The sequence below is a fragment of the Bacillus mesophilum genome, from assembly GCF_008923265.1.
GTDB lineage: Bacteria > Bacillota > Bacilli > Bacillales > Cytobacillaceae > Cytobacillus > Cytobacillus mesophilum.
On sequence record NZ_WBOT01000004.1, the window covers coordinates 244,888 to 261,133 of the forward strand.

Genomic DNA, 16,246 nt, shown 5'->3' on the forward strand with positions numbered 1-16,246 from the left:
CTGACACATTACGTGTGTAAAGTATGAAATGTAAGGAACAGCTTATATAACAAAAACCATTTAGGTATGGAAGGATGAATAGATTATGGATCACCAAAACGAAAACAAAAACAATCCATTCTCAGATCAAAACAATACAACCGAGAACCATAACGAAAATAAATATGACACATCATTTAACGTTCAACAGGAAAATGACAGAGAGGATAATGCTCAAGATGAGATTGTACAAGAAAAGTCTTTTCAACCAGAAAGCAGCGAGGGAAGCCGTGTTTCTGTAAAAGAAACAAAAAAATCCGGCAAGTGGGGAGGATTTATGAAAACTATTGCCGCCGGAGTTATTGGATCAGCACTTACATTAACTGCCCTGCCTTTTGTAGAATCAGCCCAAGATGATGCTCCTGGAGCAGTTAGTCAAACGGAAACTGCAGTATCAGATGTCAATGTTCAAAAAGTAAATTCGGCTGCAACTGGGAATTTAGCAGACACCATTGAACAAGCATCCAAGGCTATAGTGGGGATTGTAAACTATCAGGATCAGCAGCAGGTTGATCCTTTTGGAAGAGCGGTGTCTGGCGAAGAAGCAGAGAGCGGTTCCGGTTCTGGAGTGATTTTTAAAATGTCAGATGGTGAAGCATTTATTGTAACGAATAATCATGTCATTGAAAATGCCAGCAAAGTGGAGGTCACCCTTCATGATGGAGAAAAGCTATCTGCAGAATTAGTAGGCACAGATCCATTAACTGATATAGCTGTTATTAAAATAAAAGGAGATATATCAGCAGAAGTTCTGCCATTTGGCGATTCATCAAAGCTTCGAGCTGGGGAGCAAGTGTTAGCAATCGGAAATCCGCTAGGGCTTGATTTATCAAGAACGGTTACACAAGGGATTGTTAGTGCGGTAGATCGTTCCATTGCTGTATCTACATCAGCTGGAGAATGGGACTTGGATGTTATTCAGACAGATGCAGCCATCAATCCGGGAAATAGCGGCGGTGCCCTTATAAATTCTGCCGGCGAACTTGTTGGCATTAACAGCTTGAAGATCTCTGAAAGCGGTGTGGAAGGACTTGGATTTGCAATTCCAAGTAATGATGTAGAGGCGTTAATCAATCAATTGATTGAAGACGGACAGGTTGAACGTCCTTACTTAGGTGTTGGGCTTGCAGCATTAGAGGAGATTCCGCAATTCTACTTAAGAGATGTACCAGAGAATGTAACAGCAGGTGCTATTATTACCAATGTTGATGAATCATCGGCTGCAGCGAAAGCAGGACTTCAGGCTGAGGATATTATTGTGTCAATTGGCGGAACAAAGGTTACGGGTCCAGATGATTTACGGAAAGCCCTATATACCGATTTTAAAATAGGCGATAACGTAACAGTTGAGTATTATAGACAAGGCGAACTAAAAGAAGTGAAAGTAACGCTTGCCAGCAAACAGCTTGAAACAGAATAAGGAATATAGAGGAGAATTTATGAAGACTAAAAAATGGATATACGTTGTAATTGGAGCAGTGTTAGTAATCGGGATTGGGGCCGCTATATTCTTTACTCCCAAAAATTTGGCTGCTAAGGTAGATGGAGAAGAGATTAGCATGGATGAGCTGCAAGAGCAGCTTGTCTCCCAATACGGAACAACTGCTTTGGATGCGCTGATTACAAATAATATCATCGAGCAGGAAATGAAAAAAGAAAATATAAAGATCACCCAAGAGGAAATAGATGAAGAGATGACTGTTTATATGGATTCGTATGGAGGTGAAGATGCTTTTAATGAAATCCTCGCGACGAATGGCATTGAACAATCAGCCATTGAGAAGGATATTGAAATGTATTTGGCTACCAAAAAACTAATTGAACCTGCTATTGAGATTACAGATGAAGAAATGAAAGAATACTTTGATGAAAATAAGGATAGCTATGGTCAAGAAGAGGAAGTGGAAGCAAGTCACATTTTAGTTGAAGATGAAGAAACGGCAAATGAAGTGGTCCAAAAATTAAATGATGGCGATGATTTTGCTGAACTGGCTAGCGAATATTCAACAGATGAAGCGACAGCAGAGTCAGGCGGAAAATTAGGATACTTCGGGAGAGGGGAAATGGCAGAGGCTTTTGAAGAGGTAGCCTTTTCCCAAGAAGCAGAGACTGTTAGTGAACCTGTAAAGACTGAATTTGGCTATCACATTATTAAAACAACAGGAAAAAAAGAAGCGAAGGAAGCAGTATTTGAAGACGTGAAGGATGAAATCAAAACGGCATTGCTGGATACTAAGATGCAGACAGAATATCCCACATGGCTTGATAAGAAATATGAAGAATACGAGATTACTAATTATTTGCAGGATTAATTGAGAATGTTAACAGAAACAATGATAAAAAAAGCAAAGCCATTGGCTTTGCTTTTTTTATCATCTGCTGTTCAAGCGTCTAATTCGCTCATCTATGTCAGGGTGTGTTGAAAACAGCATAGATTTGCCTTTGTTGTTTATTTTTAAAGTAGAAATGGCTGTTTGCTCTTCACCCTTCATACGGTTTGAATAAGCTTTTAACATTTGCAGTGCGTGTGTCATTTTATCTCTGCCGGCCAAGTCAGCTCCGCCTCGGTCAGCATGATATTCACGATGTCTTGAATATGCGTAGACCACTAAGCTTCCTAAGATCGAAAAGGCAATCTGGAAAACGAGAACAGCAATAAAATGGACAATTGGCGCTAGCTCTTCTTTAACAAAACGCGATACAATCCATGCCGCAATGCGTGAAAGAAAGACAACGAATGTATTGACGACACCTTGCAGTAACGTCATTGTAACCATATCACCGTTTGCAATATGTGCAACTTCGTGGGCAATAACCCCTTCAATAGCATCCTCGTCCATTTCTCGCAGCAGTCCGGTGGATACTGCTACTAGAGATCTTTTTTTAGAAGGTCCAGTTGCAAATGCGTTTACTTCAGGAGAATCATAAATCCCAACTTCAGGCATATGTGTCAGACCCGCTGCTCTTGATAGACGATGTACTTTCTCAACAATGTCTCTTTCATAAGAAGATAGTGCATCCTGCGGATTTAATACTTGGACATTCATCATGCGTTTTGCCATCCAGCGTGACATTGCCAATGAGATGAAGGAGCCAGAAAAACCAATGACAGCACTAAAGATCAATAGCGATGTAAAATCAATATTGCCTGCTCCATTAATATAATTGCCCCCGCCAATTAGCGAGAAGATAATGCTTATGGTTACAAGAACTAAAATATTTGTCAGCAAAAAGTAAAAAATACGTTTACCCATGTCTTCACCCTTTTATATTTTTTTAAAGAATATACTTTTACAATATACGAGAGGAGGAGATTCTGTCCATTCGCAGGTGTTTCAAATCTACTTATCTCCAATCGAAATCATATGATGTTACGAATCAAAAGGTAAAAGGTTTCAAATTACAACAAAAAAATTTTCAAAAAAGGGCAATTCACCTTCAGCTGAAGATCAATTGCCCTTCATGTTATTCCAGCCCTTCAATCGTCATGGATTTTACAGGCAGGAAGGTTTCTCCTGTATCCAAGTAAGTTACTTCTACACTGTCACCTTCTTGCAAGTAGATGGCAAGCGGACTGCTTTCGGAAGAAATGAGGAAGTTATTGTTATTATTGAGCAGGAAGGAAATCGTTGTATAATCTCCTACCTTTTCCTTGTAAACCCGTACAACCGAACCGCTAATTGTTTTTTCTTCTGCATCTGAACTGCCATCAACTGAACCGCCGCCGCGCTGCAAGGCGGTTTTATATAATCGTAATGCTTCATTAGGTGTTGTGCCAAAAGCAGAAATTTCAGGATTTGCTGCTGAGACGATAAAGTAATTCTGCAAAAAGCCATTGGCATCAAGAACAGGTGTCAGCCAGCTTGCTTCTCCATAAAAGTTGTATAGAATCGGCATCTTGCCTTCCCATTTCTTTTCAATAAATCTCTTTTCGATAATTTGCAGAGCTCCTTGCGAATCCATATATGATTCTTCCAGATTGCCTGTGTAGTACACCGCCTCACCAGTACGAGAGTTTGTTAAGGAATAACCCAGCATAGAATCTACGCCTTCTTTTGGACTCGTAAAGTCAGTGAAGTAATACATATCACCGTTTTCGTCGAAGATTGGACTGACATTTGCTTCTGTTCCTTCATCGGAAGGAAGCTTAACATCTGATTTTCCAAACTTGCTGTTCCAAAATCCATGAATATAGTTTCCATAATAGCTATTAGCCAGGCTAACCGCTTCAGGGGAAACAGCACCATCGATAAAGGCTGGCACATCTGCAAGTTTATATGTTTCTGTATTACCATTTGAAGGGTCAACCATCACAATCCCTTTCACATCAAAGCCATTTCGTGCTGAAACAAATTCACCATAAGAACGAATATAAAAAGGTTTGCCATCATCATCGATTTCCAGTTGAGGATCACCATAAAAGATATATTCAGGGTGCTTCATCCGAATATGTCTCTCGATATTTTTATGGAAATAGGATGATGGAGTATATTCCATTTCTGTCTTAATAAACTTCGGATTTGCTGTTGAATCAGTGGCACTAACCGTAAAATATCCAGGTGTTGTATCTCCATTTAGCCATTTAAAAAGACCAGAAAATTCTACTGGAGCAATATATACATATTCACCGTTTACCTTTTGAATTTGCAGGTTGCCTAGTTCATAGTAGCTTGTATTTGGAACTTGGCCGAAAGCCTTTTTCATTTTATTTCGGGCAAACTGCGGCGGAACGCTGGCAGGTGTTTCTGTTTCATCAAAAGCTTCAATTTCAGTTTGCTCATCCATGTTAGCTATTTCATACTTTTCGTCAGCATTAAAAACAAAAGCACTCAGCAAGTAAATTCCAAACAGGAGGCTGCCGATAAACAGGACTGTTTTTACCATCCGCTCTGCACCAGTGGAAAGCAGGGCACCAAGAGCAGAAACAACGATGAGAAGTCCCCATAGAGAAGTAAAATTGCGATCTAGATTTGTAAGGTAATATACTGCGAATACCCCGATGGTAAATAAAATCACCGCAGCACCTAAAAGCTTGATATTAAATGATTTCTTCTTATCGTCTGATTTAACCTTGGAAGAAAAAGGCACAAGAATTAAAGCAGCAGCAAGGCCTGCTATGATTGAAAATAATAAAAATTGACTCATAAGATCCCTTCTTTCAATTGACTAATAAGTATTACGTAAAGCTGTGGAAAAAGTTTCAAAGATTTACATTCCTAAAAGGATGAGCTTTTAAGGGACATGGGAATCTTCAATGCTAAATTTCTCTGTGAGCTGTTATTTCAGAGATTTATTCATTCACTTGTGTGAGAGAGCCAGTACCAGGGAAGAGCAAGTACTGAGTTTGGAGTTGTACACTGTAAAGATATTTTTAATAACTAAGAGTTATGAAATGAAAAAAGAAAATATTGCCTTTATTTTATCGAATGTGTATATTAATAATTAACCACCGGTTAATAAAGGGGAATTAGGATGTCAGCAAGAAGAATGAATGCAGATGAGCTGTCACGGGATAAAATTATTAGTAAAGCTCGTTTTCTATTTGAAGAAAAAGGATATCGTGCCGTATCAATGCGCAGTATTGCTGCAGAATTAGGCTGCAGTCATGGAGCTCTATATTATCATTTTAAAAATAAAGAACAGCTTTTTTATGGAATGATTGAAGAAGATTTCGCCCAACTTAATCAGATCATTGATATGGTTATGGCTAGTGAAGAACAAAGGGCACAAAAACTTCGGACACTCTTCCTGCGATTTATCGAATACGGATTAAATAATCAAAATCAGTATGAGTTTATGTTCTTGATGAAGGGTGAAGGATTGGATGGGTTAATGCAGTCTCCTGCAAATGAAAGCTATGAAAAATTTGCACAAGCGGTTTTTACGTTAATGGATCGCCCTCCAGCCATCTACTTAATATGGTCTGCTTTTCTATCTTTACATGGATTTGTTTCACATTTCTTAGGCTATGCCCAATCCTATTCAGAAGCAGAAGCTGCTGCAGAAAATCATGTTACATTTGTTCTGAGAGGATTAGGAAATGAAGAATCTTGTTAGATGCTTGAAAAATAACTTTTCCACGCATATTAGACTCATATAGAACCGGGCATATTGTTCAGTTCTATATTTTCACTATTAATTGACCATTGGTTAATAAGGAGGATAAAGAGATGAAAAAGGTATTGGTAGCAGGAGCAACTGGAGGAATAGGGTATGCTCTGGTAAATGAATTGACTTCTAGAGGAGTGGAAGTGATCGCCTTTGCACGAGGTGAACAAAAACTTCGAGCGTTATTTAATGACAATCATTTGGTAACCATTTTTACAGGCGATGCTCTAGTAAAGGAAGACATGCTGGAAGCGGCAGAGGGAGCTGAAATTCTATTTCATGCGGTCAGCTTTCCTTATCAAAACTGGAAGGCACAGCATCCGCTATGTATTGAAAATATGTTGGCTGCAGCACAGGCGCATTCAGCAAAAATAGTGCTTGCCGATAATATTTATGCATATGGTTCTCAGGATCAACATGTTAAAGAGAGCAATGCAAAAAATCCGCAAACGAAAAAGGGGAAGATTAGACTTGAAATGGAGAAGAGACTATTAAGCAGCGATATAGATGTGATTATTGCTCATATGCCCGATTTATATGGACCATTGGCGGTAAATACAATCCTTTTTGAAACGATTAAAGGAGCTGCACAGAATAAGAATGCCATTTATGTAGGGAATAAACAAAAACGAAGAGAGTTTTTATATACAATCGATGGAGCAAAAGCGATTGTTGAGCTTGCGCTTATGGATAAAGCCTACAATCAAAACTGGAATATCCCCTCTGCCCATCCTATCTCAGGAATTGAAATTGAATCCATTTTACGGGAGGAAAAATACAAGAAGAAGATCATGTCCGTATCTGTGGGAATGATTTCCTTACTGGGAATCTTCAATCCGCTCATGCGGGAAATGAAGGAAATGATGTATCTAACGGAAAAGCCTGTCATTCTCAATGGGGAAAAGTATGAAGCTAAAGTGGGACCAGTTCCAAGAACCCCCTACAAAGAAGGGATTCGCAAAACATTAGAATGGACGAAGGAATATTTAGCAGAGAAAACGAATAAGTGATTAGAGGGAACTCTTGATTTGAGTAAACAAGAATCCAAGAATACAGCTGAAATGGGGGCCTGCTGTGAACAGTCATATTAGAGTGAGAGCTGCTGCAATGATCATTAATAAAAATAACGAGATTTTATTAGTGGAATATGAAGATGAAAATGGAGTTCATTATAATATACCAGGCGGGGGTGCAGAGCCTGGAGAAACAATCTTTGAAGCAGTCAGGCGTGAGGCTATGGAGGAAGTTTCGGCTACAGTGGAAGTCGGTGATCTTGTTCTTGTTTACGAATATGAACCAGTTGAAAATCAATCAAAATATGGCCCTCAGCATAGCATCTGTCTTATGTTTGAATGTACAATCCCAGATGGAGAAACAGCTCAGATGCCAGAGTATCCAGGTTTGAATCAAACAGATATTAAATGGATCCATTTAGCACGTTTAAAGGACATTACCCTATATCCTGATATTAAGGAGCAGATACTTGAGTTTGCTTGGGAGAAAAGAAGTTTGCCAATCATTGAGGAAAGTCAGCTAAACATAAAAATTGAAAGTTAGCAATTAAAAAACGAATAAAGCTAGAAAAAGGGTCCAAGTCTTCACCGGGATCCTTTTTTGTATGTATTAAAATATGCAGGTGCCTTTGTGAGTTGCGTTAAAACCTTTCATTCTTACTTGAGTGATTGTATGTAGGAAAAGTAAACGTAAATGTGGTGCCTAGATTTATTTCACTTTCAACCTTTATCATACCTTTCATTGCTTTTACAATGCTGAACACAACCATCATTCCTAATCCAGTCCCTTTAGACCCCTTCGTAGAATAATAGGGTTCGCCGAGACGCTGAATTTGCTCTTGGCTCATGCCAACTCCAGTGTCTTCTATCTCAATAATGATATGTGTTTTTGTATAATGTGTATAAATATTAATATGTCCGCCTCGAGGCATAGATTCAATTGAGTTTTTGATAACATTTAGGAAACATTGATGAAATTTTTGGCGATCGCCTTCAATGGAGCCCAAAATGGCAAAGTTCGTCGTAATTTCTACTGAATTTTGGTTAGCTGAAGGCTTTAAGATATTTATGACTTTCAGAAGCTCTGTTTTAACTGGTATTTCTTCTATATAACCAAGTGATGGCTTAGAAAATGTTAAATAGTTTTGAATAACACGTTCTGCTGATTCAAGTTCTTCTTTAACGATAGACAAATATTCCATCCGTTTTTTGGGTGATATCGCTGGCTCCTTCATTAAGTGGACAAATCCCATTGCGGCTGTAAGTGGATTACGGATTTCATGTGATATTGCAGCCCCCATTTGCTCAACTGCTTCCATTTTCTCCGTAAGAATCACTTTCTTTTGAATATCTGCATTATGCAGAACAAATTCAATGGTATAAGCGATCATGCCAACACCTAAGGCCGGTATAATCAAGTATGCAAACCATAAATCAAAACGATTCTCTACTGTAATGGTTAGCTCGATAACAAGTAAACTTATAAGTGAGAATATAATGGTGCTTAGAATAGAATAATTGATTCTTTTTGAGGCAGGAAGTTTCCAAAAACTAGAATAATGGAACCAAGTTATGAGACCGAAAACAGTAAATAGTACTGTATGAAGCAGAAATCCTTCATCCAATCCATAAAACCCCCGCAGGATAATCGCCAATAAAGCCACAATAGGACCAATTCCAATATATAATCCAGCGATCGCTATGGGAATAATCCGTAAATCATAATGAAATTCAGGATGAGGTTTATAGGACAATTGCATACAAATAAAAAGCATAAACATCACGCAGCATAAAGCTCCAAACTTAGGTACAGTAGTGTAATTAAGCTTTCTGGCAACAACCAAAGAAAAAAAGAGCACAATAATGAGCAATGAAAGATTAAAGAAAAAATGAGTTGTTATTTCCATTTTTTCACGTCCTATTGAAGTATTAAGAAAATTTTATATTGTTTTTCAATATTTAACAACACCCTATTCCTCAAATAGGAAAATAATTTGTCGATTTATAGCAAAATGGGAAAAAAATGACGCAATTTACCTAGTAATTTAGAAGACTATTATCAGAAACTGCTTTTTTTGTTTATTAGAAGAATTGGGCGGGTATGGGAAGAAATAAATATACATAGCAGCATATTTGGCGGCTAATAAGTAGGAGGTACAGTTCAATTGAGTAATGAAAATCGCAAAGACGAACAATTAGAGCAGTTCCGCAGTGATAACAAAGGCCAATATATGACAACCAATCAGGGTGTTAAGGTTTCAGAGGACGAGCACTCTCTGAAAGCAGGCAGCAGAGGGCCAACGTTAATGGAGGACTTTCATTTCAGAGAAAAAATGACTCATTTCGATCATGAGCGTATTCCTGAGCGGGTTGTTCATGCTCGCGGGTTTGGAGCACATGGATTCTTTCAGCCATATGAATCAATGGCAGAATATACACGAGCAGGTTTCCTTCAAGATCCAAATGTAAAAACACCGGTATTTGTCCGTTTTTCAACAGTTGCAGGCTCAAAAGGCTCAGCAGATTCTGTCCGTGATGCCAGAGGCTTTGCAGTAAAGTTTTACACAGAAGAAGGAAACTATGATCTTGTCGGCAATAATATTCCTGTGTTTTTCATACAGGATGCCATTAAGTTTCCTGACCTAGTACATTCATTTAAGCCAGAGCCTCATAATGAAATGCCGCAGGCTTCTACTGCTCATGATACTTTTTGGGATTTTGCCGCCAATAACCAAGAATCCGCACATATGATTATGTGGACAATGTCTGACCGTGCCGTACCTAGGAGCTATCGAATGATGGAAGGTTTTGGTGTGCACACATTCAGATTTGTTAACGAACAGGGCAGAGCACGTTTTGTGAAATTTCATTGGAAACCAGTGCTTGGCGTTCATTCCCTTGTTTTTGAGGAAGCCCTAACTTTAGCAGGAAAAGATCCAGATTTTCACCGCAGAGATCTATGGGAAGCCATTGAAAGAGGAGATTATCCAGAATATGAACTGGGTGTACAAATGATTGATGAAGAAGAGGAGTTCAATTTCGACTTCGACATCCTAGACCCAACAAAGATATGGCCAGAGGAAGTTGTTCCTGTTAAGAAGATTGGCAAAATGACACTCAATCGCAACCAGGACAATGTTTTTGCTGAAACAGAGCAGGTTGCTTTTCACCCAGGCAATGTAGTGCCGGGAATTGATTTTTCCAATGATCCATTGCTGCAAGGCAGACTGTTTTCTTATACCGATACACAATTGATCCGTCTTGGCGGTCCCAATTTTCACGAATTGCCAATCAATCGCCCGGTTTGTCCATTCCATAACAATCAATACGACGGTTATAATAGAATGACGATAAATAAGGGGCAAGTCGCTTATCATAAGAACTCCCTGCAAAATAATGATCCTCGTCCTGCAACAGAGGAAGAAGGCGGATATGTTCATTATCAGGAGAAGGTTGAAGGCAGAAAAATACGTGCACGGAGTGACAGCTTTAAGGATCACTTCAGCCAGGCAAAGCTCTTTTGGAACAGCATGACAGAGCCGGAAAAGATGCATATGATTGGCGCTTTTCAATTTGAACTCGGCAAGGTGAAAAGTAAAGACGTAAGGCAGCAGGTTGTAAATATGTTCAGTCATGTTGATACGTACTTGGCAGAGCAAATTGCTAAAGGTGTTGGTGTTACAATGCCTGAGAATGCTGAAGAATCAAAAGTGACAGCATCCTCTCCTGCATTGAGCCAAGAGAATACAGCAAAATGGCCACAGACTAGAAAAGTCGCTATACTTGCTGCCGACGGTGTACGTGCTGAGGAAGTAATGGAAGTGATGAAAGCCTTTAAATCTGAGGGTGTTCTAGCTGATGTAGTCAGTACACATCAAGGAATGCTGAAGAGTGAAACAAACGAACACGTAGAAGCGCACCAAACATTCCTTACAGCAGACTCTGTGCATTATGATGCTGTTTTTGTACCCGGAGGTCAAGGAAGCATCGATCAGCTAAAGACAGAAAGAGAAGCAATAGATTTTCTCCGACAAGCACATAAGCACTTTAAACCGATTGGATTCGTAAACGAGGGTGCGGAGCTTGCACAATCTGCTGGATTAAACGACCTTGAACTTGAACCTAGAAAGGTATGTGAGCAAGAGGGAGTTGTTTGCATCACAAACGCAGAAGAACTGACTACTTTTAATAAAGCCTTTATTCAGGCTATTGGCCAGCATCGTTTCTGGAATAGAAAAGTTTAAGTGAAAAAAATCCAGGTCCTATAGGATCTGGATTTTTTATTGTGCTTTTTAAAAGGCAGGAGTAAATTGCCAAAAAGTTGTCGAATTTTCGTTCTAACTTATTATTGCATTCTAAAAAATTAGAACATATAATAATTTTTAAATATACGATTAACTCAGACTATTGTTAGTATACTAAGGACCAGAGCTTTTATACTCAACATAAAGAAGAAAAGCGGATGTGAAAAAATGAAATTTGAAAAGAAATCAATGGAAATCAATCTAGAACAGCAAAAGCTCATTTCCAGCACGCTGCGTGTGAAAATTATTTATCTGCTGGCTGAAAATCAGATGACAGCTAAACAAGTGGCAGATGAAGTGGGGAAAACGCCAGGGAGTATTCATTACCATATTCAGCAGCTGTACAATGGCGGCATTCTAGAAATCACTGAAACGAAAGAAAACCGGGGAATCATGGAAAAGTATTATCGCTCTAAAGCGACCCATTTTGTTTTAAAAGGGGTGGAGTTAGCATATGTAAAAAAAGGAACAAGCAGAACGAATTTGTCCTTAACAGAGGAGGAGAAGCAAGCATTTGATGATGACATTGATGCATTGATTATGAAGTACATTAAAATGACGGTTAAAGAGCGTGAAGGCAGAAAACCGTATATTTTTGAGTTTAGGGTCGAGGAAATGACTGAGGAGGAAAAAGAATGAATGCTGCTGTCAAAAAGAATTTAATCCTTTTTGTCTCTGGAAAGATGATTGCAGTTTTAGGATCTTCTCTTTATGGGTTTGCAATTGGTTTATATATCCTTGCTGAAACAGGATCAAGCTTAAATTTTGCGATTACATTAATGCTGAGTGTTCTTCCTCGTATTCTCCTGGCTCCGGTGGCTGGAGCGCTTAGTGACCGGCTTGACCGCAAGAAGATCATCATCATTTCAGACTTTGCTTGTGCTATTTGGTTAACGATCATTTTGCTGCTGTTTCACTTTGTATTTCCTGAAATTTGGCTCCTCTATACAGCAACAGCAGTTTTAAGCACCCTCAACACCTTCTATTCTACAGCAGTGACCTCATCCATCTACAATATGATTGGTCCGGAACATTTACAAAAAGCTATGTCACTCAATCAAGCCGCAGCCTCATTGTCGACGATTTTAGGTCCAGTATTAGGCGGAGTATTATTCGGTTTTATGACGCTGCCTTTTTTTATGATGATTAATATCATCGCCTTTACCGTATCTGGGATTGCCAGTATTCTTATTAACTATCATTTGTTTGCGGAGAAAAAAGAGGAAAATAAACAGACAAATTTCTTTGAAGATATGAAAACAGGATTTGTCTATGTAAAAAATCAGCCGTTTATTTTTAATCTCATTCTTGTTTGTATTTGGATTAACTTCTGGTTTGCTGTGTTTCCAGTGGCAATGCCATACTTAGTTCTGACCGTTAAGGGAATGGAACCTTTTCAATTAGGGATTATTGAAGGCTCTTTGTCCGTAGGGATGCTAATAATGGCTATATTCTTATCTTCACGCCCAGAGATGAAAAAGAAAGAGAATGCCATTATCGGCGGAATGATTGCATTATCTCTTGTCTTAGTATTACTTGGACTTCCTAGTATGCCAGGATTAAACGCGATTTCAAATAACTTAGTGTTTATTTATTTAATCATTATGGTCTTACTGCTTTCGACCTTTGTTATGCTGATCAATATGCCTGTAATGGTTTTACTGCAAAAGAGCACACCAGACTCCTATAGGGGCAGAGTCATGTCCATTATGGAAATGGGCGCAACTGCAATGACACCGCTTGGTTATATTATCTTTGGTGCATTGCTTGAGAGTGTGCCTGTCTGGTTATTATTTTCAGTATGCGGATTGAGTATTTTCCTTCTGCTTTGTTACCAATTATGGAAACGGACGCTGATTATCCATTTAAGGGAATTGGATGGGAAGCCAGATCCAGTAGTAACTGCTGAGTTATAAAGCTGTATTCAAAAAAGCCGGTTCCATAGAACCGGCTTTTTATCTAATTTCTCATGATAATATAAACAAGATAAATGATATATGCTGCGGCTAATATAATCCCTTCAAATTTGCCAATTTTGTAATGTGAGCGAGAAAAGATCAAAAGGAGTATGGTTAACAGAATCATAATGACCATATCTACGAAGATTTTTGGATCTGCAGGCAGTGGTGCGATAGCAGCCGAGGCACCGAGCACAAATAAAATATTAAAGATATTACTGCCGACAATATTACCTAGCGCAATTTCGCTTTCCTTCTTTATTGCCGCCGCTATGGAAGTAACAAGCTCAGGTAAGGAAGTTCCGATCGCTACAATCGTTAATCCTACTAAGGTTTCACTCATGCCCAAGGTATAAGCAATTTCTGTACTGCTGCTGACAACAAGATCACCGCCAAATATTATTGCAGCAAGACCAAGCAATGTAAAGGCGATCTGTTTTGCCCATAAAGCAGGTGTTGCTTTAACCTGATCAGCTGGGGCCTCAGTTCTGTTTTTTCTTGCTACTTCAAATAAATAGTATAAAAATACGGCGAAAAACAGCAGAAGTATATAGCCATCGCTTCTTGTAATGACATTGACTGAACTGCCATCAAGAAAAACATCGCCAATGAAGATAAATAATGCAACACTTGCCAGAAGCGTAAAAGGAATTTCCTTTCTAATCGTTGTACTTTCGACTTGTAAGGGAAAAATTATGGCAGTAAGTCCTACAACTAGAGATATATTGAAAATATTACTCCCTACAACATTTCCAATTGCCACGTCTGCATTATTTTCTAATGCGGCCAGTATACTAACCGTAGCCTCCGGGGAACTCGTGCCAAAAGCAACGATGGTTAAACCGATTAAAAGAGGGGAAATTCTTAGAAACCCTGCAATTTTAGAAGCACCATCTACAAAGAAGTTGGCTCCAAAAATTAACAGCGCAAAGCCTGCAATTAACAGTATGTATGTCATCAATGGTTACCCTCCCAATTTTACTTGATCTATTCATAACTATATCATTCCCAAAATAATATTCATGAAAACACTGGATTTTTATTGCAAGTACTTCCGAAGCTTGTTAAACCAATCCTCTGTTACAGTTGGAGATTGATTATTCAAAAAGATGGGTTTTTTACTAGTTTCAATTAAAATAATCGGGTTGCTGTCTGTAAATATATATAGCAAACTATTTCCGTATCCTTTTACATTAAAATGCCCTTTAGCCAAGGTTCCAACTCCAACACCATTTGTTTTAAATCCGATTTCAGGCATTTCATCAAGCAGCTCCACTGATTTCAGCTCATCAATTGGCCATTGCTGTCCATACATCCCTGTGATTTCCATCTTTTTATTCTCCAATATGACTTCATAATCCTGGTAAGTAAATGTCATTAATAGAGCTACGCCGCCAACTACTATAATCAATAACGAAATACTAATAATATAGCCTTTCTTCCTTTTATGCTTGAGTTCATATCTGGATAGATAAACAAACCCTCCAAGCAAAAAGAGCAATATGAACCCGAAAATAACTTCAAATGCATAGGGAAATGGCGTAAAGAGCAAAGGCAGCAGCACCAGTGTCCCAATTGCTGTACAGATCAGCAAACTGCCAACCTTTTGAGGATATCCATTTTGAATCAGCTGCCTTTGTTCATCCTCTGACATCGTGTTAAAGCCTGAAATAAGATAGTAAGCTTGTTTAAATCGAACTGCCCAGCCTAGAAGACTAAATATAATAATCATTATAACTAAAGTTACGATTAATCCAGCCAAGAAGGTCCTCCTTATCTTAAATATCTGCAAAAAATCAGTTAATTTTTATCATCGATAAAAATTAACTGATATGTCATATTTTACATGATAACAAATGAAAAATGTGAAAAAAAAAAGCAGCAGTGTGATCCTGCTGCTTTTTACCTTTATAGTGACTTTTCGTAAATAGTGATATTTGAATAAATTGCTGAAAGGACAGGTGAAGAGGTATATGAATTCTTTTGTTGCAGCAAATATCCAAAGAAGTGATCACCTTCAGTTGGAAGGTTTTTTTCCATATCTCGCTGAAGAGACGATTTCATTTGAAAACCAAGTATTTGCAGTTTATTTAAAACGATCTCTTGCAGATTTTCTGCCACAGGAGCGTTTATCGCTTTTGCAATCCCAGTAACCTCCTCTACGACAGATTGAATAACGCTTTGCCCATTTTGATCGTCTCGGATTGGACCAATAGGCGAGCGAAAGAGAGAGGTCACACCAGATAAGACAGAAATAAACACATATTTATGCCACATTTCCTGTTCAATAGAATCAGAGTAGCGGATCTCTGCCTTCGTGCCTGACAACACCTCTTTTAATTGAGGCAGGTTCGCACGTTCTGTTGATGGCAGCGGTCCAAACACAAGCTCATGAAGAGGACTCATTTGAAGAATATTTCCGGATTCGCCGATAGTGGTTTCAATAAAGCATAAACCGCCTAGGACTTTCTCTTTGCCAAAAACATCCTGCAATAGATCAAGATGAGCGATCCCATTTAGGAGGGGAAGAATATATGTATTTTTTTCAACATAAGGCTTCATACTCGCGACAGCCTGATCGAGATGATAGGATTTTACAGAAAGCAAAATAATATCAAATGGATCAGCTTTCTCTCCGCTTAAAATCATTTTAGGAGCAAGCTGCATGCTGCCGTTCACACTTTCAATCGAAAGTCCATGCTGATCAATGTATTCCTTTCTTTTCTCTCTTACTAAAAATGTTACATCTTCACCTTTTTCAGCAAGTCTGCCGCCAAAATAACCGCCGATCGCTCCAGCACCAACAACTAAAATTCTCAATTTC

At 38.6% G+C, this 16,246-nt stretch carries 14 protein-coding genes; 8 read left to right on the top strand and 6 right to left on the bottom strand.

The annotated features are described in order from the left end of the window. Positions 1–85: 85 nt before the first annotated feature. Together F7732_RS14350 and F7732_RS14355 are read left to right on the top strand one after the other, a co-directional pair. Positions 86–1,459: a S1C family serine protease gene (locus F7732_RS14350; RefSeq protein ID WP_151574714.1), complete on the top strand. Its 1,374-nt coding sequence runs from the start codon at positions 86–88 to the stop codon at positions 1,457–1,459. 19 nt (positions 1,460–1,478) lie between these two features. Beyond that, entirely contained in the window at positions 1,479–2,351 is an 873-nt protein-coding gene (locus F7732_RS14355; RefSeq protein WP_151574715.1) for a peptidylprolyl isomerase, read from the top strand. 60 nt (positions 2,352–2,411) lie between these two features. On the opposite strand, the gene htpX is transcribed toward F7732_RS14355, so the two are convergent. Both htpX and F7732_RS14365 read right to left on the bottom strand, forming a co-directional pair. Further along, positions 2,412–3,293, bottom strand: coding sequence for a protease HtpX (htpX, locus tag F7732_RS14360; RefSeq protein ID WP_151574716.1), 882 nt, complete (start codon positions 3,291–3,293; stop codon positions 2,412–2,414). Between the two features lie 211 nt (positions 3,294–3,504). Continuing rightward, a complete protein-coding gene (locus F7732_RS14365; RefSeq protein ID WP_151574717.1) occupies positions 3,505–5,184 on the bottom strand; it encodes a hypothetical protein in 1,680 nt (559 codons plus the stop codon). A gap of 327 nt (positions 5,185–5,511) precedes the next feature. Here F7732_RS14365 and F7732_RS14370 point away from each other — a divergent pair, with 327 nt between their 5' ends. The 3 genes from F7732_RS14370 (at position 5,512) to F7732_RS14380 (ending at position 7,704) form a co-directional block, all read left to right on the top strand. Beyond that, positions 5,512–6,096: a TetR/AcrR family transcriptional regulator gene (locus tag F7732_RS14370; protein WP_151574718.1), complete on the top strand. Its 585-nt coding sequence runs from the start codon at positions 5,512–5,514 to the stop codon at positions 6,094–6,096. 113 nt (positions 6,097–6,209) lie between these two features. Continuing rightward, positions 6,210–7,157 (top strand): SDR family NAD(P)-dependent oxidoreductase, encoded by a 948-nt coding sequence (locus F7732_RS14375; RefSeq protein WP_151574719.1) that lies wholly within the window; start codon positions 6,210–6,212, stop codon positions 7,155–7,157. A gap of 64 nt (positions 7,158–7,221) precedes the next feature. Further along, positions 7,222–7,704 (top strand): NUDIX domain-containing protein, encoded by a 483-nt coding sequence (locus F7732_RS14380; protein WP_151574720.1) that lies wholly within the window; start codon positions 7,222–7,224, stop codon positions 7,702–7,704. A 97-nt stretch (positions 7,705–7,801) separates the two neighbouring features. On the opposite strand, the gene F7732_RS14385 is transcribed toward F7732_RS14380, so the two are convergent. Continuing rightward, complete coding sequence (locus F7732_RS14385; protein WP_151574721.1) at positions 7,802–9,067, bottom strand: sensor histidine kinase; 1,266 nt, start codon at positions 9,065–9,067, stop codon at positions 7,802–7,804. 258 nt (positions 9,068–9,325) lie between these two features. Here F7732_RS14385 and F7732_RS14390 point away from each other — a divergent pair, with 258 nt between their 5' ends. The 3 genes from F7732_RS14390 to F7732_RS14400 all read left to right on the top strand — a co-directional run bounded on the left by F7732_RS14390 (position 9,326) and on the right by F7732_RS14400 (position 13,380). Beyond that, positions 9,326–11,404, top strand: a complete 2,079-nt coding sequence (locus F7732_RS14390) for a catalase (protein WP_240056634.1) — start codon at positions 9,326–9,328, stop codon at positions 11,402–11,404. A 228-nt stretch (positions 11,405–11,632) separates the two neighbouring features. Next, positions 11,633–12,103, top strand: a complete 471-nt coding sequence (locus F7732_RS14395; RefSeq protein WP_240056635.1) for an ArsR/SmtB family transcription factor — start codon at positions 11,633–11,635, stop codon at positions 12,101–12,103. Next, positions 12,100–13,380, top strand: coding sequence for an MFS transporter (locus tag F7732_RS14400; RefSeq protein ID WP_151574722.1), 1,281 nt, complete (start codon positions 12,100–12,102; stop codon positions 13,378–13,380). Before F7732_RS14395 ends, F7732_RS14400 begins: the two co-directional genes overlap by 4 nt. A 43-nt stretch (positions 13,381–13,423) precedes the next feature. Here F7732_RS14400 and F7732_RS14405 read toward each other — a convergent pair whose 3' ends face one another. The 3 genes from F7732_RS14405 to F7732_RS14415 form a co-directional block, all read right to left on the bottom strand. Next, on the bottom strand, positions 13,424–14,380 hold the full coding sequence (locus F7732_RS14405; protein ID WP_151574897.1) for a calcium/sodium antiporter: 957 nt from the start codon (positions 14,378–14,380) through the stop codon (positions 13,424–13,426). A gap of 81 nt (positions 14,381–14,461) precedes the next feature. Next, on the bottom strand, positions 14,462–15,184 hold the full coding sequence (locus F7732_RS14410; protein ID WP_151574723.1) for a DUF3784 domain-containing protein: 723 nt from the start codon (positions 15,182–15,184) through the stop codon (positions 14,462–14,464). A gap of 146 nt (positions 15,185–15,330) precedes the next feature. Then, positions 15,331–16,242, bottom strand: a complete 912-nt coding sequence (locus F7732_RS14415) for a ketopantoate reductase family protein (protein ID WP_151574724.1) — start codon at positions 16,240–16,242, stop codon at positions 15,331–15,333. Positions 16,243–16,246: the final 4 nt, after the last annotated feature.